The 22700-nt window shown below is 71.0% G+C and carries 23 protein-coding genes; 15 read left to right on the top strand and 8 right to left on the bottom strand.

Features of this window, described 5'->3' with window-relative positions; all coding sequences use genetic code 11:
• Positions 1–432: 432 nt before the first annotated feature.
• Complete coding sequence (locus tag ACH01S_RS46855; protein ID WP_370671590.1) at positions 433–549, bottom strand: AMP-binding enzyme; 117 nt, start codon at positions 547–549, stop codon at positions 433–435.
• A 432-nt stretch (positions 550–981) separates the two neighbouring features.
• Here ACH01S_RS46855 and ACH01S_RS30760 point away from each other — a divergent pair, with 432 nt between their 5' ends.
• Positions 982–1500, top strand: coding sequence for a proline dehydrogenase (locus tag ACH01S_RS30760; protein WP_067899563.1), 519 nt, complete (start codon positions 982–984; stop codon positions 1498–1500).
• A gap of 201 nt (positions 1501–1701) precedes the next feature.
• On the opposite strand, the gene ACH01S_RS46850 is transcribed toward ACH01S_RS30760, so the two are convergent.
• Positions 1702–2055 (bottom strand): DUF6247 family protein, encoded by a 354-nt coding sequence (locus tag ACH01S_RS46850; RefSeq protein ID WP_222869224.1) that lies wholly within the window; start codon positions 2053–2055, stop codon positions 1702–1704.
• A gap of 590 nt (positions 2056–2645) precedes the next feature.
• Between ACH01S_RS46850 and ACH01S_RS30755 the strand changes: the two genes are divergently transcribed.
• The 4 genes from ACH01S_RS30755 to ACH01S_RS43915 all read left to right on the top strand — a co-directional run bounded on the left by ACH01S_RS30755 (position 2646) and on the right by ACH01S_RS43915 (position 7142).
• A complete protein-coding gene (locus ACH01S_RS30755) occupies positions 2646–4154 on the top strand; it encodes a substrate-binding domain-containing protein (RefSeq protein ID WP_067899550.1) in 1509 nt (502 codons plus the stop codon).
• Positions 4155–4892: 738 nt separating this feature from the next.
• The gene (locus ACH01S_RS30750; protein ID WP_067899548.1) at positions 4893–5549 is read left to right on the top strand and encodes a class F sortase; all 657 of its coding nucleotides are present in this window, start codon (positions 4893–4895) and stop codon (positions 5547–5549) included.
• 382 nt (positions 5550–5931) lie between these two features.
• The gene (locus tag ACH01S_RS30745; RefSeq protein WP_067899546.1) at positions 5932–6975 is read left to right on the top strand and encodes a glycosyltransferase family 2 protein; all 1044 of its coding nucleotides are present in this window, start codon (positions 5932–5934) and stop codon (positions 6973–6975) included.
• 2 nt (positions 6976–6977) lie between these two features.
• A complete protein-coding gene (locus ACH01S_RS43915; RefSeq protein WP_157406333.1) occupies positions 6978–7142 on the top strand; it encodes a hypothetical protein in 165 nt (54 codons plus the stop codon).
• 183 nt (positions 7143–7325) lie between these two features.
• On the opposite strand, the gene ACH01S_RS30740 is transcribed toward ACH01S_RS43915, so the two are convergent.
• The 3 genes from ACH01S_RS30740 to ACH01S_RS30730 form a co-directional block, all read right to left on the bottom strand.
• Positions 7326–8774 carry an amidase gene (locus ACH01S_RS30740; RefSeq protein WP_067899544.1) on the bottom strand — a complete coding sequence of 483 codons (1449 nt, stop codon included), beginning with the start codon at positions 8772–8774 and terminating at the stop codon, positions 7326–7328.
• A gap of 63 nt (positions 8775–8837) precedes the next feature.
• Positions 8838–9311: an allene oxide cyclase barrel-like domain-containing protein gene (locus ACH01S_RS30735; protein ID WP_067899541.1), complete on the bottom strand. Its 474-nt coding sequence runs from the start codon at positions 9309–9311 to the stop codon at positions 8838–8840.
• Between the two features lie 32 nt (positions 9312–9343).
• Positions 9344–10129, bottom strand: a complete 786-nt coding sequence (locus ACH01S_RS30730; protein ID WP_067899530.1) for a 2-keto-4-pentenoate hydratase — start codon at positions 10127–10129, stop codon at positions 9344–9346.
• A gap of 172 nt (positions 10130–10301) precedes the next feature.
• On the opposite strand from ACH01S_RS30730, the gene ACH01S_RS30725 reads away from it, so the two are divergent.
• The 10 genes from ACH01S_RS30725 (at position 10302) to ACH01S_RS30680 (ending at position 19803) form a co-directional block, all read left to right on the top strand.
• Complete coding sequence (locus ACH01S_RS30725; protein ID WP_067899523.1) at positions 10302–11096, top strand: alpha/beta fold hydrolase; 795 nt, start codon at positions 10302–10304, stop codon at positions 11094–11096.
• Complete coding sequence (locus ACH01S_RS30720; RefSeq protein WP_067899521.1) at positions 11093–11743, top strand: pyroglutamyl-peptidase I; 651 nt, start codon at positions 11093–11095, stop codon at positions 11741–11743. The genes ACH01S_RS30725 and ACH01S_RS30720 overlap by 4 nt, the downstream gene beginning before the upstream one ends.
• Before the next feature lie 121 nt (positions 11744–11864).
• Positions 11865–13166, top strand: a complete 1302-nt coding sequence (locus ACH01S_RS30715; protein ID WP_067899519.1) for an aromatic ring-hydroxylating oxygenase subunit alpha — start codon at positions 11865–11867, stop codon at positions 13164–13166.
• On the top strand, positions 13163–13711 hold the full coding sequence (locus tag ACH01S_RS30710; protein ID WP_083981317.1) for an aromatic-ring-hydroxylating dioxygenase subunit beta: 549 nt from the start codon (positions 13163–13165) through the stop codon (positions 13709–13711). The genes ACH01S_RS30715 and ACH01S_RS30710 overlap by 4 nt, the downstream gene beginning before the upstream one ends.
• Before the next feature lie 17 nt (positions 13712–13728).
• On the top strand, positions 13729–14946 hold the full coding sequence (locus tag ACH01S_RS30705; RefSeq protein ID WP_067899516.1) for an oxidoreductase: 1218 nt from the start codon (positions 13729–13731) through the stop codon (positions 14944–14946).
• On the top strand, positions 14943–16346 hold the full coding sequence (locus ACH01S_RS30700; protein ID WP_067899514.1) for an FAD-binding oxidoreductase: 1404 nt from the start codon (positions 14943–14945) through the stop codon (positions 16344–16346). Before ACH01S_RS30705 ends, ACH01S_RS30700 begins: the two co-directional genes overlap by 4 nt.
• Positions 16343–17551, top strand: coding sequence for an aromatic ring-hydroxylating oxygenase subunit alpha (locus ACH01S_RS30695; protein ID WP_083981316.1), 1209 nt, complete (start codon positions 16343–16345; stop codon positions 17549–17551). The genes ACH01S_RS30700 and ACH01S_RS30695 overlap by 4 nt, the downstream gene beginning before the upstream one ends.
• On the top strand, positions 17541–18068 hold the full coding sequence (locus ACH01S_RS30690) for an aromatic-ring-hydroxylating dioxygenase subunit beta (RefSeq protein WP_218010455.1): 528 nt from the start codon (positions 17541–17543) through the stop codon (positions 18066–18068). The genes ACH01S_RS30695 and ACH01S_RS30690 overlap by 11 nt, the downstream gene beginning before the upstream one ends.
• Positions 18069–18086: 18 nt before the next feature.
• Positions 18087–18977, top strand: coding sequence for a VOC family protein (locus tag ACH01S_RS30685; RefSeq protein WP_067899511.1), 891 nt, complete (start codon positions 18087–18089; stop codon positions 18975–18977).
• Positions 18978–18996: 19 nt separating this feature from the next.
• Positions 18997–19803: an SDR family NAD(P)-dependent oxidoreductase gene (locus ACH01S_RS30680; RefSeq protein ID WP_067899700.1), complete on the top strand. Its 807-nt coding sequence runs from the start codon at positions 18997–18999 to the stop codon at positions 19801–19803.
• 74 nt (positions 19804–19877) lie between these two features.
• Here the strand turns inward: ACH01S_RS30680 and ACH01S_RS30675 are convergent, their stop codons facing one another.
• From ACH01S_RS30675 to ACH01S_RS30665, 3 genes are read right to left on the bottom strand one after another with little or no spacing between them, the layout of a single operon-like run.
• Positions 19878–20228 (bottom strand): bifunctional 3-phenylpropionate/cinnamic acid dioxygenase ferredoxin subunit, encoded by a 351-nt coding sequence (locus ACH01S_RS30675; protein WP_067899508.1) that lies wholly within the window; start codon positions 20226–20228, stop codon positions 19878–19880.
• Positions 20225–21472 carry an NAD(P)/FAD-dependent oxidoreductase gene (locus ACH01S_RS30670; RefSeq protein WP_067899506.1) on the bottom strand — a complete coding sequence of 416 codons (1248 nt, stop codon included), beginning with the start codon at positions 21470–21472 and terminating at the stop codon, positions 20225–20227. The genes ACH01S_RS30675 and ACH01S_RS30670 overlap by 4 nt, the downstream gene beginning before the upstream one ends.
• A gap of 13 nt (positions 21473–21485) precedes the next feature.
• Positions 21486–22661 carry an ABC transporter substrate-binding protein gene (locus tag ACH01S_RS30665; protein WP_067899504.1) on the bottom strand — a complete coding sequence of 392 codons (1176 nt, stop codon included), beginning with the start codon at positions 22659–22661 and terminating at the stop codon, positions 21486–21488.
• Positions 22662–22700 lie beyond the last annotated feature (39 nt).

Genomic DNA, 22700 nt, shown 5'->3' with positions numbered 1-22700 from the left:
GGGCTCGGGTCAGTGGCGGCCGTAGCATCGGCGTCTTGATGCCTTGCTCCAGCCCGCAGAAGGGGGCTCGGAAGAAATGGTCGACTGGGTCTTCGGGTGGTGGAGCAGGTTCGGGCCGTCGTGGTCGATGGAGTGCCATTTGCGGTCGCGGGTTTCGAAGGTGGAGTCTTGCTCGTCGTTGGTGGTGTAGCAGGGCGCGGCCAACCGACCAAAGGCTAGATGGCCTCCTAAGAGGTGTGGGCGGGTAGGCGAATGACGGCGAGGCCGGTTCCGGTGGACAGTCAGGTGCGCAGGTCGGAGCGTTCGATGTTCTTGGACGCCTTGTAGGTGAGCGCGCGGACGATACACCAGCCGGTTCAGGCGGGCCCATTCGCCGATGCGGTCGTCCACCAGATTCCGCAGTTCGTGGGCCGGGTTCGCCGGGTCGCGGTTCTAGTCGCGCGGGACGACGAATGCGACGGGCACCTGGGTGTAGAACGCGTCGGGCACGGCAACGACGGCGTAGCGTTCGACGGACGGGTGGTGGCCTAGGGCGTGTTCGACGTCGATGCCTGAGAGGCTGTCGCCACCGGCTATGAGAATGTACGTATCTCATATGTGGCTGGGTGGAGCGAGCACAAGTCGTGGCCCCGCAACTCCAGCCCCGCGGGCCGGAGGGCTCGCCCGCGCGAAGCTGCCTGTCGCATCATCTAGAAGGGGCAGCCGATCTTGGGCGTGGCTGGATGTGTGGGCGGTTGCCGCTCTGGTCAGGGACCTGTGAGGACGGTCGTCCACAACTCTGATCTTGGTGCGGAGCAGGTGGTCTGCCGAATTGGGCTGTTTGATTAAGGGGCGCCTAGGTGTGCGGCGTGGGTACCGGTCGTCGGACGGCCGCGTCGCGACGTGTCCGCTGGCCCCGTCCCGTCCGCTCGTGGTAGGAGCGCGGCGCTGCCCAAGAAGTGCGTCTCACGAAATTCTTGCTCGTGACGCCACAATGTGGCCATGGACGCAGGACTCGCTGCCCTGCTTGGTGCCGCCGTTGGCTCCCTCACCACTCTAGGGGCAGCTGTCGTGAACGGCAGGACGCAAGCACGAACCCAACACGTCCAGTGGCGCCGTCAGCATCGACGCGACGCCTATGCCGCCTACCTCAGTGCTCTCCATGACCGCGATATCGCCATGGACTCGATCCTCAACGCCTTGCAGGCGGCTCCTCTGGATTTGCCCGCACTGGACGAGGCAGTGCAACACTTCATCGCCCGGGCGCGTGATGTCCACCGCGCTACAGAAGTCGTCATCCTCGAAGGCCCTCCCTCCATCGTCGAAGCAACTGACCGCATCGACGAGGAGTCCAGCGGCCTATCCGAGGTCATGCGGCGCATGGTGAAGGACGCCCACGCAGGAGACACCAGTGAGAGAGCGGAACACTCCGCTACGGCCTCAGCGCGAGAGCGACGGCTCTACCAGGCAGTTAGTGAGTTCCGCATCCAAGCCCGCAGCGTCCTGGGCAACACCGACTGACAGTTCATGCGGGTCGCTTGCGGGCTGGGCTGGAATAGTGCGGGGCCACCCCCGACTCTGAGCTGTCGAGAATGGCGGCGGAGTGCAGGTCTCGTGGGTTAGGACGGACAGTGGCCACGCCGCCCGCTAGCCGTCCAGAGGATGTCGAAGATGCGGAGCGTGTCGGCCTCCTCGGCCATCAGGAGGGTCAGCGTGCCTTCGCTAATCGATTCGAACAAGGCGTGCCGGATTGCTGTTTGATCTGGCCGTTCCGGTACCGTGTCCCATGGAGTTTCTAAAAGTTGGGGAGGCTAGAGTGCGCATCCGTGCAAGGCGTCGAAAGGGGTAGGTCACACCCGGCCTTCCCAGGTCGGCGGGGTGTCGCGCACGAAGGTCTCTTCGCGGCCCTGTAGGGCGTCCTGGACAGCTTCGGCCGGAGGCGATGGCCCGCAGAGGCCACTGCCGCAGCAGGCTTTGAACCTGCTCGAAGCACGCCAGGTCGTGAGCCGCGTCGAGCGCCTCGTCATACTCGGCCCGGAACCGGTCACGATGCGAGGGTGGGAGCGCATCGGAGATCGCGCCGGATCCTCATCCAGACCACGCGGCGCGGTCGGTTCCTCGGGCTGGGCGGTCATGGTGTCCAAGCTGCTTGTGGGGCACATCGATTGAGGGTCCACAACGGCAGGACGCGGCCACGAGGAAGATCCAAATGCGCGGAACGATCTTGCTCCCGGCGGTGGTTGCTCGGGAGTGCGCGCAGGTTCGGTGAGGGCGCCGCCCGACTGGAGCGCAACATGCCAGCGACCTGCCCAAGAAGGGTCTGGTCGGAACTCCCGTCAAATGGGCGGCCCAATCGGAAGCGAACGACTCCTCCTCTCCTGGCGAACGACCTCCCCCTGCCACCTCCGTTTCCGAGAGTTGGTGTCACCTCCGAACCGCTCTGCGCGGCAAGGAGAGCAGGGTGCGTCTTCAGTGGAACCGGCCAAGTCATTGAATCTGTCCATTATGGACGGCAAGTGGCGACCGGAATTTCGCGCAGATGAATCAGCCTCCACTCGTGGGTTAACGGCGGATGACGTCGAAATATGCAAGCCTTTTGCTGAACGGTTCGCGGTAGTTTGAGCGTCTCATTGTGGCCGGTTCCTCCGCGTTCAGGGAGAGGGCTCATGCGAGGCGATGCGTTCGACGTGCTGACCAGCTTGAATTCGGCGCTTGACAGCAGGGGGCTGTTGACCGGGCTGACGGTCGGTGTGGTGACGTTCGTCTGCGGCCTGGTGTACGGCAGGTTCCGCAAGCGCCGACTGATCAGCTGGGCCGTGCTGTACGACGAGCCGATCAACCGGACGTTCCAGGACGACGGCCCGGACATGTGGGAGATCTCCTCTCAGGGACAGGAGATCGACAAGGGGAGCCTGGTCGTCCTGGACATCGCCAGCGCCGGCCGGGACGACATCGTGGAGCAAGACTTCGCCCTACCGCTGTCCTTCCAGTTCCCCGGGCGTGAGGTCGTCCATTTCAAGGTCCGCGACTCAGAGCACGTGCGGAGAAAGACCATCGACGCCCCCGACGACGCGATGCAGCCGCCCGACGACCGGTCGAAGATCGTCCTGCCTCTCTTCTCGCTGAACCGGGGCGTCGGCTTCAAACTGCTGGTCCTCCTCAAGGAAACGGCCTCGGGGACCGATACACCCAATGACCGCAACTACCAGGTCGTCGATGGCGGCACCGTTCGGGGCGGCGAGATCCAGCGGCGCAAACCCCACGACCGTCGCTACTGGTTCCGGGTGATCGCGGTGGGCACCGTCCTTTTGCTGCTGTTCGGCCTCACCGGTGGCATCTATCTGGCCAACCGGGTCGTCACCCCCGCCCCCGAGTGCGCGATCGGCGCGTTGACCGTCCAGGGCTCGACCGCCTTCGCGCCGATCGCCAACACCGTGGCCAACGACTACGAGAACGCCTGCACCGGCGCGTCGATCACGATCTCCGCCGTGGGAAGCGGCGCCGGGCTGGACGACCTGCGCCGGCGTCCGGTCCCGGGAGTGATCGCCATGACCGACGGCGAGGAGGACGGGAACACGCCGGGGCTGAGCGTCCGCCCGGTGGGGCTGGTGATCTTCGCCGTGGTGGCCAACAAGAACCTCAGGCTGTCCGACCTGACCACCGCACAACTCCGCGACCTGTTCCGCAACAGCCCGTCCTCGGCCAATGGCAGCTTCATCGTGGTCGGACGCGACAACCGCTCGGGCACCCGACGAACGTTCGAGCAGACCGTCCTCGGCACGCGAAGCACCGACTTTCCGGCCTCGGCCCCTTGCCCGACCGACTCCCAGAGCGCACCGGCCGCCTGCACGATGAACACCACCATGGACCTGCTCACCTACATCGACCGCACCCCGAACGCCATCGGATACGCCGAAGCCGACGCGCTCACCTATTTCCCGAACGTCAGAACCCTCCGCATCGACGGCGTCCCGGCCACACGCTCGGCCACCCTGAAGGGCTCCTACCATTTCGTCGCGACCGAGTACCTCTACACCGCGGGACGGCCGCGCGGCCTGACCGCCGACTATCTGCAATTCCTCACCAGCGACCCGATGACCGCGCGGCTGCGCGACCACAGCTACGTCGGCTGCTCGGAACTGTCCGGCACCGCCCTCGCCGGTCAATGCACCTGACCGAGCACCATTGCGGTTCGAGCGGTGCGGAACGCCCGCCCCGGCGGGCCGTCCGAGCAGCACGACCGCGTCATCACTGAGCGACTGGCGCCATCAGAGCGGCCGCCACGAATGCGAATCCGGGCACGGCGGCCATCGACATCGCCGCCGCACGCATCCGCCATTCCCACCGGCCAAAGCAAATGGTCTCTTAAGGGCTGGGTTCGCCGGGGTGACCTCGATTCCGGAAAAGGCTGTCGCCGCCGACGTCGGCGCGCCCCGGCAGCCGTTGCCCCGGCGGCAAGGCCGACCCGGCGCCTGGCCCCCTGTTTGAGGGTGTTTCGGACGCAGATGACGGACCACTCGATTTGACCTTGACCTGCGACGACGAGGTTGCGGACGACGGAGCGGCCACTTCCGGCCAGCGCCGCCTGTAGCCCTACCCGGGCGCCCGTTCGTCGTCGCCGCGCTCCCGGACGGCCCCGCCCTCCACCCGAAAGAACTACGTCTTCGCAGGTCAGAGCCCATGAGCAAGCCCTGCCAGGCGACCGCTTTGGTCCAGCGCCGCACGGCAGTGGCCACCTCGTCAAATGAGCCATTACCAACGATCATGACTGGCGAACCGCACAAGTCACATGCCGTTCATCTGCGGCTTTACTCACACAAAGAATGAATCTTCGACCGAGGCATTACCGTTCCCATCTGCGCCGTAATACGAGGCGCCATCACCATCGGTCGAGCGTGGGGGGAGTACGTCCCGTGGTGCATCGTGGCCCGCGCACGCGCGTCCTCGCGGCCGCCGCCGTCGGGCTGTCCGGCCTGGTCGTGGCGGCCTTCCTGATCGTCCAGGCGTTCCGGGGGCAGCAGGCCGCCGCTCCGCCCATGCCCGACGACGCCGCGTCCAGGCCCCCCGCACACCCCGCGTCGTCGTCCCTGGCGTTGCCGCCTTCGGTGCCGTTGCGTCTCGACGTCCCGCGGATCGCCGTCCGGACACCGCTGATGAAGCTGGCCAAGAACCCGGACCAGACCGTCGAGACACCACCGCTCCCCCGTGCCCGGGAAGCGGGCTGGTACCGGCTCGGCGCCGCTCCCGGCAGCCGCGGGGCGGCCGTGATCATCGGGCATGTGGACACGGCCGACGGCCCCGCGGTCTTCTACCGCCTGGGCGCCCTCCGCCCCGGCGACCGCGCGAGCGTCCTGCGCGCCGACGGCCGCACCGCCGAGTTCCGGATCGACTCGGTCGAACGCGTCGGCAAGGACCGGTTCCCCACCCAGCGGGTGTACGGCGACCCCGGCTACGCGGCGATCCGGCTGATCACCTGCGGCGGGCGCTTCGACCGCGGCAGCGGCCACTACACCGACAACGTCATCGCCTTCGGCCACCTGGCTCGGGTCACCGGCACGGGGGCCCGCTGACATGCGTCCCGACTCCGAGCACGGCAGGACCGTCCCGCCGCGTCCCACCGGCCACCACCTGGGACACCACCGGCTCTCCCAGCGCGACACGCCCGGCCATCGGGCGGTCCCGGCCGCATGGGACCCCGGCGCCTCGCCGACCGTCACCGTCCCCGACCGGGTGATACCGCGCCACCGCCCGGCGCCCCCGCAACCGGTCGCGCCGCGTCCACCCGCCCCTCCCCGCCGACCGGCCCCCGCACCACCGCCCCGCCGACCGGCCGCCACGCAACCACCCCGCAGACCGGCTGCCACGCCACCGCCTCGCCCGCGCCCGGCGGCACCGACCCGATCCCACCCCCGGGACGGCAAACGCGACCTGCCGCCCGTCCACGCGGACGCGATGCGCGTGACGGTCCTCATCCCGGCGCACAACGAGGCGAAGCAGATCACCGAGACGATCGCCTCCCTCCGCAGACAGGAACGCCCGCCGGACCACATCATCGTGATCGCGGACAACTGCACCGACGCCACCGCCGCGTTCGCCCAGCTCTGCGGCGTCGAGATCGTCGGGACGCGCGGGAACCGGCACAAGAAGGCGGGCGCGCTGAACCAGGTCCTGGACCGGCTGCTGCCGATCTTCGGCCCGGACGACGCGATCATGGTGATGGACGCCGACTCCGCCCTCGACCCCGGGTTCATCCGGCACGGCGTCGACTACCTCGCCTCCGGCCGCTACGCCGCGGTCGGCGGGACGTTCACCGGCAAACCGGGCGGCGGCACGGTGGGGATGTTCCAGCGCAACGAGTACGCCCGCTACGCGCGGGACGTCCGGCGGCTCCAGGGCAAGGCGCTCGTCCTGACCGGCACGGCCACCATCTTCCGCGCCGCCACCCTGCAGAAGGTGGTCGCCGCTCGCCGCGAACGCCGCCTCCCCGGCCTCCCCCACGTCTACGACGTCCGGGTGCTGACCGAGGACAACGAGCTCACCCTCGCCATCCTGCATCTCGGGTTCCGCATCCTGTGCCCGAAGGAGTGCACCCTCACCACCGAGGTCATGCCGACCTGGCGCGAGCTGGCCCAGCAGCGGCTGCGCTGGAAGCGCGGCGCCCTGGAGAACCTCGTCGACTACGGCTGGACGCCGATCACCCGCCCCTACTGGGGACGGCAGCTCCTCTCCCTGATCGGCATCCTGGTGATCACCGCCTACCTGTTCTCGCTCGCCTACTCGGCGATCTGGCTCGGCGGGATCCAGATCAGCCCGATCTGGGCCGCCGTCACGGTCATCTTCATGGTCGAGCGGGTGGTCACCGTCCGGCAGCGCGGCCCGCTCCAGATGGCCCTCGCCGGCACCATCGTCGTCGAAATGATCTTCGACGTCTTCCTCCAGATCGTCCAGGCACGCGCCTTCTGGCAGGCCGCCTGGCGCAAAGAAAGGAAATGGTAGGCATGTACAACAATCCCCCTATCGGTGGCGTGGCCGCGGGCTTCGGTGGCGCGGCGGCCGCCTCGCCCTGGCTCGGCCTCCAGGCCCTCTGGCTCGGGCTGGCCCTCTTCACCGTCGTCTCCGCCGCCCTGGCGGTGAAGCGGATCCTCCCCGCCCGCAGGCACTGACCCGGACGGACCGCGTCCACGGCCGACACGCGTCGGCCGCTGAAGACGGCTTCCGAGCGTTCGGTCCTGCGGCCTCACACCAGGCCGCAGGACCGTCCCATGGGGAACGCGCACTCATGGGCGGAAGGTCGCCGTAAGCGGCGATCGTGCCGATGTCGCGGTAGGCGCCGCCCGCGCCCCGGCTCAGAATCCCGGCGGGCGGCGGAACCCGCCGAGCACTTCCGCGAGGCACTGCGCGAACCGGACCGCGGTGCGGTCGTGCAGGTAGGGCGCGATCACCTGGACGCCGACCGGGAGCCCGTCCCCGGTCGTCCCGATGGGCGCCACCGCCGCGGGCAGATGGTTGACCGACGACGGCGCCACCCACGTGAGCATCTCGCCATACGCCCGGTCGGCGCCGTTGACCCGCAGGGTCCGGACGGACCAGCCGGGGTCGGGACGGTGGTCGTGGGGAATGGCGGCCGTAGGGCTCACCGGGCACAGGAGCACGTCGACGTCGCGGAAGAACTCGGCCCAGCGTCGGCGGGAGTGTTGCCTGCGTTCGTCGAGAGCGTGCCAGTCGCGGAAGCGGACGGTCATGTCCGACGCGAACCCGCCCGCGGCGCCTTCCGCCGCGGCGAGCTTCACCAGCGCGGCATACGACTCGTCCGGCTCGATGAGGCCGCTCTGCGCCATCAGCAGCGGCCGGTAGACGGCCACCGTCTCCTCGAGGCCGACCGGCCCCGCGCCCTCGGTCACGACGGCGCCTTCCGCCCGCACCGCCTCCAGCGCCGCCTGCATGATCGCGACCAGTTCGCCGTCGACGGGGCAGAACGGGTCGTCGAGCCATGCCGCGACCCGGAACTCCCGCAGCGTGCTCGCCCTCGGGGCGGGCAGGTCCAGGCGCCATGCCGGGGCGTTCTCACGGCTTGCTCCCGCGAGGACGTCCAGCCCCAGGGCGAGGTCGTCGGCATGCCTGCCGAGCGGGCCGAGCACGGCCATGTCGAATTCCGCCAGCGTCCCGGGCGCGTGTCCGGAGACGCTCCCGTACCTCGGCACGATCCCGAACGACGGGCGCAGCCCGTAGACGCCGCAGAAGTGCGCGGGCACGCGGATCGAGCCCGCCGTGTCGCCGCCGAGCTCCAGGCCGGTCAGCCCGGCGGCGAGGGCCGCGGCGGACCCGCCGGACGAACCGCCGGGCCCGCGCGCCGGGTCCCACGGGTTGTTGGTGGTCCCGTAGATCTCGTTGTAGGTCTGCCAGTCCCGGGCGTCGGCCGGCAGGTTCGACTTGCCGAACACGATCGCGCCCGCGTCCTTGAGCCGCGTGACCGCCTCGGCGTCGACGGCCGAGACGTGGTGCCCCCAGCGGGCCGAACCCCCGGTGGTCCGCATGCCCGCGACCTCGATGCTGTCCTTGACCGTGACGGGGACGCCGTGCAGCGGGCCGAGCGGTTCGCCGCGGGAGACCGCGCGGTCGGCCGCCAGCGCGGCGGCTCGCGCTCCTTCCTCGTCCCGGGCGACGATGGCGTTCACCCGCGGATCGAACCGCTCCACCCGGGCGAGGTAGAGGTCGAGCAGCTCGACGCTCGACACCTCCTTCGCCGCGACGGCGGCGGCGAGTTCGCCCGCGGAACGGAAGGGCAGATCGGTCATGCGAGTCTCCATGAGGTCCTGGACCGGTACGGCGCGGCGGTCGCGGGTGGGGGGATCCGAAGCTCAGCCGGCCAGGACGCGCAGTCGATATGCCTCGTGGGGCGTCTGGATATCGGTCGCCACCAGTTCGCCGCGGGCGTCGCGGTAGTCGCCGGTGCCGCCGGTGACGGCCATGGTCAGGGGGCCGGTCCCGCGGACCCACAGGGCCTGGACGGTGAGCGCGCCACGCGGGAGCCGGAGCGATATCACGCAGCTGGTGGTGATCTTCGCGCCGTCGACCCTGACGATCTCGCATGAGCCGCCGTCCTCGCCGTCGGCGTCCCCGGACAGGGTGTCGGAGAAGACGTACCGGTCGCCGACGCTCGCGCCCGGCGCGCCGAGGTCGACGAACGCGTACTGGTCGTTGCGCACGTTCAGGTCGAGCACGCGGCTCCTGCCGGTGTCGCCCGCCTGCGCGGACGTCGTCCAGACGGCCATGGTCCCGCCGATCGCCACGACCGAGGCCGCGACGGCTCCCTTTGCGATGAGTGATCTCATGACCTTCTCCTTCGAGTGGGGGGATCCTGTGCTCAGCCGGTCACGGTGACCGTTCCGAGGTGCGTGAAATGGGCCGCCATGGTGCGGCCCTCGGTCAGCGGGATCGCGTCGGTCAGCCCACCGGTCAGGACGATCCAGCCCGCTTCGATGGCGTGGTTCCGTTCGGCCAGCGAGTTCGCGGCCATCGCGAGGGCCTCGGCGGGGTTCCCCTGGACGGCCGCGCCGGTCGCGGTGGCGGCGATCTGGCCGTTCACCTCCAGGTTGCACGCCTCCAAGGGGAGGTGGAGGTCGGCGGCCGAGGCGGAACGCGGACCGGTGACGTAGTAGGCGGAGGACGCGTTGTCGGCGACGACGTCCGGCAGGGTGAAGCGGAAGTCGCGGTAGCGGCTGTCGATGATCTCCAGGCCGCCGTAGACGCGGTCGACGGCGGCGAGCGCGGAGGCCGCGGTGACCCCGGGACCCGCCAGTCGGCGGCCCATGACGAAGACGATCTCGGGTTCGACCCGGGGATGGATGAGGCGTCCGCGCGGGAGCGGGCCGCCCGCCGGGAGCGCCATCGCGTCGGTGAGCCACGCGGTGATCGGCCGGTCCACGTTCATCTGCCGCTGCTTCGCCCGGGAGGTGAGGCCGAGTTTGACCCCGACGAGCTGCTCGCCTCGCTCGATCCGGCGGCAGAGGGTCTCGTCCTGGATCCGGTAGGCCGTGGCGAGGTCGAGGTCCGGCAGGTCGTCGGTGAGCGGCGCGCGGTCGGTCACGGTGTCCTCGGCGCGCAGCAGCCGGGTCGCCTGCTCGTCGACGCCGCTTCGAACTGGTTCCACGTTCGGCCTCCTGTCAGCTCTCCGGAACGGTGGTCCCGGACGGCCGGACGGGCCAGCCCGCCTTTCCGGCGGGCGGAACGAAACGGCGATGTGCCGTCCCACGGAACGACCGCGTTGCGGCGGACCGGCGCGGTGCTGATCATCCCGTTGCCGAACGAGCGGAGGACGAGCGATGGCGACCATCGGTGCCGGGGATGCGACGATCTACTACGAGGACCTGGGGGAAGGCGACCCGATCCTGCTGATCCACGGGGCGGCGGCCTCCGGGCGGTGGTTCGGCGAGCTGCCCGCGCGGTTGGCCGCCGGACGGCGGGTGATCATGCCGGACCTCCGCGGCCTGGGGCGCAGCGGGCGGGTCGCGCCGCTGCGGCGGCCCGAGGTGTGGGTCGAGGACATGTGGCGCGTCCTCGACGCCGCGGGCGCCGACCGCGTCGACGTGGCCGGGGTGTCGCTGGGCTCGCGCATCGCCGGGCGGCTGGCGCTGGAGCGGCCGGAGCGGGTCCGCTCGCTGATCGTGGACGCGCCCATCACCGGGCTCAGCGCGCACGGCAACTCCGCGCTCAAGAACGTCTTCGCCGTGGTCGACGACGACGGCGAGCAGGCGCGGGAGTGGCGGTACCTGCACGGCGACGACTGGCGCGACGCCGTGGCCTTCTACGGCGAGACCCGGAGCGAGCCGCGGTTCCAGGAGTACTACACGCTGCGGCCGCACCTGCCCGAGATCACGGTGCCGACGCTGGTGTGCCGGGGGGACCTCGACGACTCGGTCCATCCCGTCGACGACGCGTTCGTCTGGCACAAGGAGTCGCCCGACACCGAGCTGTTCATCGCGCCGGGGCTGACCCAGTCGTCGGTCATGAAGGAGCGTCCGGACGATTTCCTCGCGGCGCTCGACGGTTTCCTCCGGCGCAGGAGCCGCGGCTCCGAGGGCCTGGGGGGCGTCCCCCAGAAAGACAGAGTGTCGTGAGCGTCGTGGTCGTCACGGGATTCGGGCCGTACGCGGAGGAGGCCGACAATCCCAGCGGCGCCATCGCGGACCGGCTGGACGGGCGGCGGGCCGAGGGCGTCACCGTGCGAGGGCTGGTGCTGCCGGTCACCACCCGGGGCGTGGAGAGCGCGATCGCCGCCGGGGTCGAGCGGTTCCGGCCGGACGCGCTCGTCCTGACCGGGGTCGCTCCGGGACGCGCCGCGCCCGCGCTCGAAAGGGTCGCGATCAATGTGCGGGATTTCCCCCTCCCCGACAACGACGGGGAGGAACCGGTGGACGAACCCGTCCACGCGGACGGCCCCGACGGCTATCTCAGCACATTGCCCATCAAGGCGATTCTGGCCCGTTGGAAGGCCGCGGGCATTCCCGGATACGTGTCGAACACCGCCGGGACGTTCCTGTGCAATCAGGCGTTCTATGTCGCGCGGCATCTCACCCGGAACACCTCCGCGCCGGTGGGGCTCGTGCATATTCCGGCCACTCCGGCGCGCGCCGTCCTGAGCGGCCGGCCACCGGTGCCGTCCATGGACCTGGAAACGCTGGAGCGGGCCGTCCTCCTGGCGGCGGTGGTGGCCGTCAGGCACGCCGGGGACGACCTGCGCCTCCCCGCCGGAGCGATCAGTTGAGCGGCTCCGCGGCGGACGTTTTCCGCGCATTGTTCCTCGGGCCAGAACACCGCGCTGGACGGCGCCGAAAGGCCCGCGTTCGATGACACGTGCCGGAACGCAAAGACAAGGAAGGTGGCCGATGGCCGTCGACGCGGAGTACCTGACATCGCTGGTGAACTGGAAAGAGGGCCTCATCAGCCCCGAGATCTTCATCGATCCGGAGATCTACCGGCTGGAGCAGGAGAAGATCTTCGGCAGGTCCTGGCTTTTCCTGGCCCACGAAAGCATGATTCCCGAGCCGAACGACTTCTTCGCCACGTACATGGGCGGGGACCCGGTCCTCGTGGCGCGGCAGCCGGACGGCGACGTCAAGGCGTTTCTCAACGTGTGCCGGCACCGCGGAATGAAGGTCTGCCGCGCCGAATCCGGCAACACCCGCACGTTCATGTGCACCTACCACGGATGGACCTACGACAGCGCGGGCGAACTCGTCGGAGTGCCGAACATCGACGACGCCTACTACGACGAACTGTCACTGAAGGAGAACGGCCTGGTCCAGGTCGCCCGGGTCGACAGTTACAAGGGCCTGATCTTCGGGAACTTCGACCCGGCCGCGCCGCCCCTGGACGATTATCTGGGCGACCTGAAATACTACATCGACGGCTGGGTCGACCACACCGAGAACGGCATCGAGGTGCTGCCCGGGGTCGTCAAATGGACCATCAACGCGAACTGGAAACTGGCCGCCGAGCAGTTCGTGGGCGACACCTACCACGCCCCGACCAGCCACGCCTCGTCGCTGCTGATGTTCGGGCCCGCGTTCGCGGGCAAGGACGGCGGGCACGTGGCGATGCGCGAGGGCCACGGCGAAAGCTTCCTGTTCGAACGCCTGACGCGCTTCGAGGACGACCCGCTCGGCCAGTACAACGAGGCCAAGCGCCGGAAGGCGCGGGAAAGGGTGGGCGCGCGGGCGGAGTTCGTCGCCAACTTCACGGCGTTCCCGACGTTCTCCGGGCTGCCCGGCTCGGCCAACATCCGCGTCTGGCACCCCAAGGGCCCGAACAAGTTCGAGATCTGGTCGTTCACCGTGGTGGACAAGGACGCGCCCGAGGCCGCCAAGCGGGCCCAGCAGGTCTCGGCGTCCTTCACCGAGGGCCCGGCGGGGGTCGTGGAGACCGACGACGGCGAGAACTGGGGCCTGATCGGGCAGATCCTCGAACACGGCCACCAGGCCAGGAAGATGGCCTGGAACTACGAGATGGGACGCGGCCACACCCGCGAGCACGAGGAGTTCCCCGGCGAGTACGGCGACTCCTTCTTCGGCGAGGACGGCCAGCGCGCCTTCTACCGGCGGTGGCTGGAGTTCATGACCAGCGACGCCTGGCCCGCCATCCCCGACCAGCCCGGGGCTTCGTCGGGCGCCGCCGGGGGTGCGCGATGAGCCTCGACCATGTGTCCGACGTGCGGAGCGCGACCGACGCGATGCTGCTCCAGTACCGGGTCGAGCAATTCCTCTACAACGAGGCGCAACTGCTCGACACCTGGCTGTGGGACGAATGGCTGGAGCTGTTCGCCGACGACGTCCGCTACTGGATGCCGCTCCGCAAGAACAGGCTGCGGCGCCAGCGGACGGCGGACGAGGCGCCGGACGGCGTCCAGATGGCCCTCATCGACGACGACCACGCGGCGCTGAAGACCCGGGTCGGGCAGATGCGGTCCGGGCGGCACTGGGCCGAGGACCCGCCGTCCCGCTGCCGCCACCTGGTCACGAACGTCCGCGTCACGCCCACGGAAGCGGGGCCCGAGCTTCGGGTGCGGTCCAACTTCGTCGTGTACCGCAACCGCCTCGAAACCGAGGTGGACATCTGGGCGGGCGAACGCCAGGACGTGCTCCGCCCGTCCGGCGGCTCCTTCCGGATCGCCGCGCGCACGATCCTGCTCGACCAGAACGTCGTGCTGTCCAAGAACCTCAGCGTGTTCTTCTGAGTCCACCGAGGAGCGAGATGGGCACCACGTCGCCGTGGCTACCGCTGCGGCTGAAATCGGGGGCGGAGCTGCCGAACCGCTTCGTCCTGGCGCCGATGACGACCGACTCCGCCGAGCCCGGCGGGACGGTCAGCGAGGCGGAGCTGAGGTATCTCGAACGCCGATGCGCCAACCCGTTCGCCATGACGATCACCTCGTGCGCGTACGTCGCCGACGACGGCAGATCCTGGCAGGGCATCGGCGCCGCGGACGAGGCGCACGTCGACAGCCTGCGGGCCGTCGCGGCGGCCATGCGCGGCGGCGGCGGACTCCCCGTCCTCCAGCTCTACGACGGCGGCCGCATCGCCGACCCGGGGCTGGTCGGCGGGGAGAGGCTGCGCGCCCCCTCCGCCGTGCCGTCGCTGCGCCCGGGCGCGCTCACCCCCCGCGAACTGGCCGGACCGGAGGTCTCCGGACTCCTCGGCCGGTTCGTGGACGCCGCGCGGCGCGGCGAACGGGCGGGCTTCGCGGGCATCGAACTGCACGGCGCCAACCACTACCTCATCCACCAGTTCTTCTCCCCCCGCGCCAACCGGCGGGACGACCGCTGGGGCGGCGACCGGGAGCGCCGCATGCGGTTCCCCCTGGAGCTCACGGCGGCGGTCCGCGCCGCGCTCGGCCCGCGGACGGTGCTCGGCTTCCGCGTCAACCCGTACGAGTCCGAGCCCGGCGGCTTCACCCTCGGAGACGCGGCGGAGCTCAGCTCCCGGCTGGCCGGGACGGGCGTCGACTACGTCCACATCTCGATGGACGACTTCCGCAGGCGCTCGCCGCAGCGCGAGGACCGCGACTGGACGACGGGGGGCGGCGCCGTCCGGGAGGAGCGCAACCCGATCACCGCCATCGCGGCCGCCGTCGCCGGGCGCTGCGCGGTGATCGCCAGCGGCGGCGTCAGGTCCGCGGACGACGCGCGGGCGGCGCTGGCGGCGGGGGCCGACCTCGTGGCCGTGGGACGCGCCGTGGTCATCGACCCCGAGTGGCTCGGCACCGTCCGCGACGGCGGCGGGCGGCCCCCGCGGAGCCGTCTCCCGGCGGACCGCGACGAGATCGAGTCCGCGCTCACCCTGCCGTCGCGGATGGTGACCTACCTGCTCAGCAGGCCCAACTGGGTGCCGCGGGAGTCCACCGGACGCGAACCGACCGGACGCGAGACCGGCGGACAGCGCATCAACCAACGCAAGGAGGAGGCCGTATGAACCCCGACGACCAGGCCGAGAAGGAGTTGCGCGCCGCCGTGGCGGGCGCGGTGGCGAGGCCCGGCGAGCCGGGCTACGACGAGGCGGTGGCCATCTGGAACGGGTCCATCACCCGCCGCCCCTCGATCGTCGTCCGGTGCACCGGCCCCGGCGACGTGGCCGCGGCGCTGCGGTACGCGCGCAGCGCGGGGCTTGAGGTGTCCGTGCGCGGCGGAGGGCACGGGTTCTCCGGCTTCGCGCTCACCGAGGGCGGCCTGATGATCGACCTGACGCCGCTGAAGTCGGTGTCCGTCGACCCCGCGGCCCGTACCGCCGTCGCGGGCGGCGGCGTGACCTGGGGTGAGCTGGACGCCGCCACGCAGGCGCACGGCCTGGCGGTGCCCGGCGGCATGATCACCCACACCGGCATCGCCGGGCTCACGCTCGGCGGCGGCCTCGGCTGGCTGTGCACGCTCGCCGGGCTGACCTGCGACAACCTCATCGGCGCCGAGGTCGTGACGGCCGACGGCGCGCTGCACCGGGTCGGCCCGGACTCCGAGCCCGAGCTGCTGTGGGCGCTGAAGGGCGGCGGCGGCAACTTCGGCGTCGTGACGGCCTTCACCTACCGCCTCATCCCGGTCGGCCCGCTGGTCCACCTCGCCACGTTCCTCTGGCGGCCCGAGCAGGGGGCGGAGGCCCTGCGGGCCGCCCGCGACCTCATCCCCGGCCTTCCCGCCGACTGCGGCTCCTTCATCGCCGGGACGAACGCGCCCGACGCGCCGTTCGTCCCCGCGGACCTGCGGAACAGGCCCGGATGGCTGCTGGCCGTCGTCGGCTTCGGCGACGCCGAGAGCCACGCCCGCGCCGTCGCGCCCGTCCGCGAGGCGCTGCCCCCGGCGGCCGAGCACATCGAGGCGATCCCCTACACCCGGCTGCAGAGCATGTTCGACCACACCGGGCCGTGGGGCGCGTTCTCCTACGAGAAGGCCGCGCACTTCGACGAGCTGACCGACGAGGTCATCGACGTCATGGTCGAGCACCAGCCGCGCAAGACGGCGCACCTGTCGTTCACCCCGATCCTCGTCATGGCGGGCGCCTACCACGACGTCCCGGAGGACGCGACGGCCTTCAGCGGCGGCCGCTCCGGCCGGTACGTCGTCAACGTCACGGCCGTGTGCCCCGACCGGGAGACCTTCGATCTCGACCGGGTGTGGGTGCGCAACTACTGGGAGGCGCTCGCGCCGCACGCGGTCGGCAAGGGCAGCTACATCAACTTCATGTCCGAGTACGAGGAGGACCGCGTCCGCGCCGCCTACGGCGCGGCCAAGTACGACCGGCTCGCCGCGGTGAAGGCCCAGTACGACCCGGACAACGTCTTCCACCTCAACGCCAACATCAAGCCCGCGCGGGACTCGCGGTGACGCCGGCCACGGCCCCGGGCGCGGCCGGGAACGCCGAAGGCGGCTACGAGGCCGTGCGCGCGAAGGTCGCGGCGCGGTTCACGAATCCCCTGGACCTGCCCAAGGAGATCTTCGCCGACGAGGTCGTCTACCAGGAGGAGCTGCGGCGGATCTTCAACGGGCCGTTCTGGCATCCGGTGGCGCACCGCGCCGAGCTGCGCGAACCGGGCGCGTTCAAGACGACCTGGCTCGGCGGCGTCCCGCTGCTCGTGACCCTCGGCGAGGACGGCGAGGTCCGCGCGTTCGTCAACACCTGCACGCACCGCGGCACCCTGCTCGAACAGCGCGCCACCGGCGTCGCCGCCGAGTTCGAGTGCCCGTACCACCGCTGGCTGTTCGACAACCAGGGGTGCTTCCGCGGCGCGCCGGGCCAGCGCGACTTCCGCGCTGACTTCGACGCGGGCGACTACGCGCTCCGCGCGCTGCGGGTCGCCGAGCTCGCCGGGCTCGTCTTCGTCACCCGCGACCCGGCGGCGCCGTCCCTGGAGGCGTTCCTGGCCGAGGCGGCGAGCCCGCTGCGCGACTGCATGCTCGACGACGGGCGGCTCACCCTGCTCGGCTACCAGAAGGTGGTCTACCGCACCAACTGGAAGACCTATTTCGACAACGACTTCTACCACGCCCCACTGCTGCACACCGGCTTCCGCCTGCTCGGCTGGCAGGGCGGAAGCGGCAAGGTCATCACCACCCGGCCCGTCGGGCACCTGTGCGTGGAGTACCAGAGCAGGCCGTACGTCGACAACGGATACCTCGCCGACACGAGCGTGGTGGAGTTCCGGGGCGACGACGACCGGGCCCGGGTGGTGGCGCTGCGCCCGGTGACGGTCGTCACCAAGCACCTGGACACCATCAACGTCCGCTTCGCCCGGCCGCTGGGCGTCGACCGCACCGAAGTGCACTACGCGTTCTTCGGGCATCAGGACGACAGCCCCGAATACGCCGCGCACCGGGTGCGCCAGGCGTCCAACCTGCTCGGCCCGAGCGGCTTCATCACCATCGAGGACGCCGCCGTCTTCAACCGCGTCCAGAAGACCGCGGGCGACGACGGCTACCAGCGGTTCGTCAAGGGCGCCGACCGGCCGCCCGAGCAGGCGACCCAGAACGACGAACTGGCCAACACCATCGGGTGGGCCTACTACCGGGAGGTGATGGGCTTTGACCACTGAAACGACCACCACCGGCGTGCCCACCGGCGGCGGGCGGCCCGCCGTCCGCCCCGACCACCTCGCGATGCTGGACGAGCTGTACGCCGCGTACGCCGAGACCGTGGACGAGCGCCGGTGGGAACGGTGGCCGGACCTGTTCACCGAGGACTGCGCCTACGCCGTCCACAGCCTGGAGAACGCCGAGCACGGGCTGCCTCTCGCGTACATGCTCGACGACTGCCGCGCCCGGCTGCTGGACCGCGTCAAGTTCGTCACCGAGGTGTGGGCGGGCACCGTCGAGCCGTACCGGACCCGTCACGTGATCCAGCGCACCCGCGCGGCGGCGGCCGGCGAGGGCGCCTACCGGGTGCGCGCGAACGTGCTGGTCACCTACACCGAGGCCGACGGACCGCCCGCGATCCTGACCAGCGGCCACTACGACGACGTGGTCAGGCTGACCGACGCCGGGCCGCTCTTCGCGGAGAAGCGCGTCTACCTCGACGGCACGCCGACGCGCTACCTCATCTACCCGCTCTAGCCGAGAAAGAAGCCATCGATGAGCGCTGTCAACCAACTCTCCTACGTCGTCGGCGAGACAACCGACCTGAGGGGGTGGAGACGCTACGGCACCGAGGTCCTGGGCCACGAGGTCGTCGCCGACGGCGACGACCGGCTGCTGTACCTGCGGTCCGACGAGCGTCACCATCGCCTGGCCGTCCGCGCCGGGCACACCGACGACGTCGCCTACGTCGGCTGGGAGGTGGCCGACCGCGCGGCGCTGGACGCCGCGGCGGCCGCCCTGGAGCGCCACGGCGTGACGGTCGTCGCCGGGAAGCCCGAGGAGGCCGCGGACCGCCGCGTCCTGGACTTCGTCCATTTCGTCTGCCCGCACTCGGGCGTGCGCATGGAGCTCGTCGTCGGCCACGAGTCGCTGCACGGGCCGAGGTTCCGCCCGACCCGCGACCTGGCCGGGTTCCGCACCGGCGAGCTGGGCATGGGGCACGTCGTGCTGTACGCGCCGGACGTCAAGGCCGCCGCGGACTTCTACGTCAAGGCGCTCGGGTTCGGCGTGACCGACTTCGCCAGCATCCCCGGGGCGGGCCTGTTCGCGGCCTTCCTGCACTGCAACCCCCGGCACCACTCGCTGGCGTTCATGCACATCCCCGGCGCGCCCCGCCGGATCCAGCACGTCATGTTCGAGACCGTGACCATGGACGATGTCGGCTACAGCCACGACGTGTGCCTGGACAGGCGGATCACGAGCACCGCGCCGGGACGCCACCACAACGACCGCACGTTCTCCTTCTACTTCCGCAACCCGTCCGGCTGGCACTTCGAGTACGGGTGGGCGCCGCGCACCATCGACCCCGAGACCTGGGACACCGAGCACTACCTGCTCCAGCCGGGGTTCGCATGGGGCCATCAGGGCCTCATGGAGATGGTCTGAGACCGGAGCCGGAATGGAGATGGGTGGAGCAGACGGCCGGGGAGCGCGCTTCTCCGGCCGCACCTGCGTCGTCACCGCGGGCGGCGCCGGGATCGGAGCGGCGATCGCCCGCGAGTGGTGCCGGGACGGCGGACGCGCGCTGATCGCCGACATCGACGCCGCGGCGGCGCGGCGGGTGGCCGAGTCCGTCCGCGCGGGCGGCGGCGAGGCCGGCTGGCTCGCCGCCGACGTCAACCGGCCCGAGGCGGCCGAGGCCATCGTCACGGCCGCGCTCGACGCGTTCGGCAGCGTCGACACGCTCTTCAACGTCGCCGGGGTCAACCTCCTCAAGAGCGTCGACGAGATGGAGGATCCCGACTGGTACCGGATCATCGACACCAACCTCACCTCGGTCTACCGCTGTTCGAAGCAGGTACTGCCGGAGCTGCGCCGCAACGGCGGCGGCGTCATCGTCAACGTCGCGTCGACGGCGGGGATCATGGCCGAGAACCGGTGCGCCGCCTACAGCGCGGGCAAGGGCGGCGTCGTCCTGCTCACCCGCAACATGGCGATGGACTACGCGCGCGACAACATCCGGGTGAACGCCCTGTGCCCGGGGAGCACGATGACGCCGCGCATCCGCTCCTACCTGCGGGAGTTCCCGGCGCACGAGAAGATGATCGACACGCTCAACCCGATGGGGCGGTTCGCCTGGCCTGAGGAGATCGCCAGGCCCGCGCTCTTCCTCGCCTCCGACGACGCCTCGTTCGTCACCGGGGCGTCCCTGGTGGTGGACGGCGGGATGACCGCCGGAATCCACTTCCCCATTTTCGAAGAAGGGCGCTGACCCCAAATCGAAAGGCCCCGGCCGAACGGCCGGGGCCTTTCGCGTTGGCGGGCGGTTTCAGCGGGCGGGCGGTTTCAGCGGGCGGGTGCGCCGGGAGGCGGGACGGACACGTACAGGTCGCCGTCGACGACGCGGACCGCGTAGGTGGCGAGCGGGACCGAGGCGGGCGGCGCCTTGACGGCGCCGGTCCGGACGCAGAACCGCGCGAGGTGCCAGCCGCACTCGATCTCGCCGTCCTCCAGGTAGCCGTCCTCGGACAGCGAGGAGAGGCCGTGGGTGCACAGGTCGGCGGTGGCGTAGAACTCGCCGTCGAGGTTGTAGACGGCGATGGGCGGGTTGGTGGGGACGCGCCGGATCTCGCCGGGCGGCAACTCGCTCGCGGCGCAGGCGCGGACGAGCTCGGAGGTGGTGTCCTGGCTGGTCATCGTGCTTCTTTCGGTGTGATCGTGTGACGGACGTCGACGCCGGCGTCGGCGAGCAGGCGCGGATCGGGACGCGCGCGCCCGGCGATGAGCCGGGTGGCGGCCCGCACGTCCCGCGGCCGGTTGACGCCGATCGCCGCGACCAGGACGCCGTCGCGCAGGTAGCAGGCCGTGAACCGCATCTCGTCGGGCTCGCCGCGCCATACGACCGCGTCGGTGGGCCGGGGGTGGCCGGACATCTGGATGTTGAGGTCGTACTGGTCGGACCAGAACCAGGGCACCGGCGCGTAGGGCTCGGCCTTGCCGAGCATGGAGCGGGCGGCCGCGATGCCCTGGTCCTGCGCGTTCTGGAAGTGCTCCAGCCGGACCGACTCGCCGAGCACCGGGTTGGGGTGGCGCGCGACGTCCCCGGCCGCGTAGACGTCCGGGTGCGAGGTGACGCAGCGGGCGTCGACCCGCACGCCGTCGCCGACGTCGAGGCCGCCGCGGGCGGCCAGCTCGTCGTTCGGCCGGACGCCGATCCCGACGACCACGAGATCGGCGTCGATCGCCTCCCCGCCGGTGGTGACGACCCGGCGCACCCGGCGGCCCGCGGCGTCGCCCTCGATGCGCTCCACGCCCGTCCGGGTGAGCACGCGGACGCCGCGCTCGCGGTGCAGCCGGGTCAGCGGCGCGGCGATGCCGGGGCCGAGGACGCGCCGCATCGGCAGGTCGTCCAGCTCGATCATGGTCACCGGGTTGCCCAGCGCGCGGGCGGACGCGGCCAGCTCCGCCCCGATGAAGCCGCCGCCGACCAGGACGAGGGCGCCGCCCGCCAGGAGCGCGGCGCGGATCGCCGCCGCGTCGTCCAGCGTCCGCAGATGGTGGACGCCTTCGAGGTCGGCCCCCGGGACGGGCAGGGGGCGGGGCCGCGTGCCGGTGGCGAGCAGCACCTTGTCGGCGGGGATCGTCCCGCCGCCCGCCAGCTCGACCCGGCGCCGCGCCGGGTCCAGCCGGGCGACGCCCGTCCCGAGCAGCAGGTCGATGTCGTTGTCGCGGTAGAAGGACTCGGGGAACACCCGGGCGTCGGCGGGCTGCTTGGTGCCGAGGATCAGCTCCTTGGACAGCGGCGGCCGCTCGTAGGGCGGATGCGGCTCGGCGTCGACGAGGACGACGCGCCCGTCGAAGCCCTCGGCCCTGAGCGTCCCGGCGGCGCGGCCGCCCGCGAGGCCCGCGCCGACGATCACATAGGTCGGCGTGGTCGCCATCGGCGTCGCCTCCTCACTTCGCGAGGTATTCGAGGTGGAACCGGCCGTCGCCGCCGAAGCGGAGCATGCCGGGCACGTAGCCGAGGCCCTGGTGGTCGGACCCGGTGTAGGCGTAGTCGCCGAGCACTCCGACGAACTTGGTCCGCTCGATGTGCGCCGCGATCTCCTTGCCGGTCCCGGCCCCGGCCTTCAGCGCGTCGAGGACCTGCCCGGCGGCGTCGAACGCCGCCGCCTCGGAGTGCCCGGTCGGCTTCCCGTACTCGGCCTGCCAGGCGGCGCGGAACTTCAGGATCAGGTCCCGGTTCGGGACGGACGCGGGGATCTCGGCGTCGGGCAGGTTGACCCAGTGGACGCCCGCCACCATGCCGCCCGCCACCATGGAGCCCTTGACGAGGTCGAGCACCGAGTGCACCACCGCCCCGTGCCCGACGACCAGGGGCATCTTCATGCCGAGCGCGTTCATGCCCTGGGCGATCGGCAGCAGGTTCGCGCCGGACGCGCCCGCGATGACGACGTCGGGCCTGCCCTCCCGCAGCCGGATCAGCTGGGTCTGCGCGTTGGTGGCGCCGGACTGGAAGGTCTCCACCCCGGTCAGCGTCATCTTGGGGTCGCGGGCCACGAGATCCCGGGCGATCTTCTCCATCGCGTCGCCGGTGGCGTCGGCGGTGCGGACGAGGGCGATCCGCGTCATGCCCTTGTGGGCGAAGTAGGGGGTGAGGAAGACGTGGTAGTCGTCCAGCGAGCCCTGCGCCCAGAAGATCAGCGGCTTGACCCGGGTCGCGATCGGCGAGAGGCAGAACTGCGCGACGCCCTTGGGCTCCAGGACCGCGTTCACCGCGGCGCACCCGGCGCCCGTGGCGGTGCCGAGCACGGCGGGGACGTCCTTGCGGCGGGCGAACTCGCGGGCGGCCGCGGCGGCGACGGCGGGCTGCGACTCCGAGTCGCGCACGACGAGCCGGACGGTCCGCCCGCGGACGCCGCCCGCCTGGTTGACCTGCTTGACGGCCAGCTTGATCGCGTCGAGCTCGGGCAGCCCGAGCGCCGCGAGCGGGCCGGTCCGCTCGATGATCACACCGAGGTCGACGGGTCCGTCGCCGCCGCCGGCGGACGCCGCGCATCCGGCGGCGAGCAGCACGGCCGCCGCCGGTGCGGTGAGCGTGACGGCTAGGTCACGATGTGTGATGGTCATGGCGATCTCCAAGGCATGCCGGGGCCGGGGTCGGGTGAG

Source organism: Actinomadura chibensis NBRC 106107, assembly GCF_001552135.1.
Lineage (GTDB): Bacteria > Actinomycetota > Actinomycetes > Streptosporangiales > Streptosporangiaceae > Spirillospora > Spirillospora chibensis.
Note: the sequence above shows the minus strand (reverse complement) of the source record. Positions and strands in the feature narration are given on the sequence as shown.

Bases quoted from the DNA above. Each gene is read 5' to 3' on its own strand.
- ACH01S_RS30680 (WP_067899700.1), top strand. From the start codon at position 18,997: ATGGGTGGAGCAGACGGCCGGGGAGCGCGCTTCTCCGGCCGCACCTGC.
- ACH01S_RS30745 (WP_067899546.1), top strand. From the start codon at position 5,932: ATGCGCGTGACGGTCCTCATCCCGGCGCACAACGAGGCGAAGCAGATC.
- ACH01S_RS43915 (WP_157406333.1), top strand. From the start codon at position 6,978: ATGTACAACAATCCCCCTATCGGTGGCGTGGCCGCGGGCTTCGGTGGC.
- ACH01S_RS30665 (WP_067899504.1), bottom strand. From the start codon at position 22,661: ATGACCATCACACATCGTGACCTAGCCGTCACGCTCACCGCACCGGCG.
- ACH01S_RS30670 (WP_067899506.1), bottom strand. From the start codon at position 21,472: ATGGCGACCACGCCGACCTATGTGATCGTCGGCGCGGGCCTCGCGGGC.
- ACH01S_RS30685 (WP_067899511.1), top strand. From the start codon at position 18,087: ATGAGCGCTGTCAACCAACTCTCCTACGTCGTCGGCGAGACAACCGAC.
- ACH01S_RS30715 (WP_067899519.1), top strand. From the start codon at position 11,865: ATGGCCGTCGACGCGGAGTACCTGACATCGCTGGTGAACTGGAAAGAG.
- ACH01S_RS30705 (WP_067899516.1), top strand. From the start codon at position 13,729: ATGGGCACCACGTCGCCGTGGCTACCGCTGCGGCTGAAATCGGGGGCG.
- ACH01S_RS30760 (WP_067899563.1), top strand. From the start codon at position 982: ATGGACGCAGGACTCGCTGCCCTGCTTGGTGCCGCCGTTGGCTCCCTC.
- ACH01S_RS30675 (WP_067899508.1), bottom strand. From the start codon at position 20,228: ATGACCAGCCAGGACACCACCTCCGAGCTCGTCCGCGCCTGCGCCGCG.
- ACH01S_RS30735 (WP_067899541.1), bottom strand. From the start codon at position 9,311: ATGAGATCACTCATCGCAAAGGGAGCCGTCGCGGCCTCGGTCGTGGCG.
- ACH01S_RS30700 (WP_067899514.1), top strand. From the start codon at position 14,943: ATGAACCCCGACGACCAGGCCGAGAAGGAGTTGCGCGCCGCCGTGGCG.
- ACH01S_RS30755 (WP_067899550.1), top strand. From the start codon at position 2,646: ATGCGAGGCGATGCGTTCGACGTGCTGACCAGCTTGAATTCGGCGCTT.
- ACH01S_RS30740 (WP_067899544.1), bottom strand. From the start codon at position 8,774: ATGACCGATCTGCCCTTCCGTTCCGCGGGCGAACTCGCCGCCGCCGTC.
- ACH01S_RS30725 (WP_067899523.1), top strand. From the start codon at position 10,302: ATGGCGACCATCGGTGCCGGGGATGCGACGATCTACTACGAGGACCTG.
- ACH01S_RS30710 (WP_083981317.1), top strand. From the start codon at position 13,163: ATGAGCCTCGACCATGTGTCCGACGTGCGGAGCGCGACCGACGCGATG.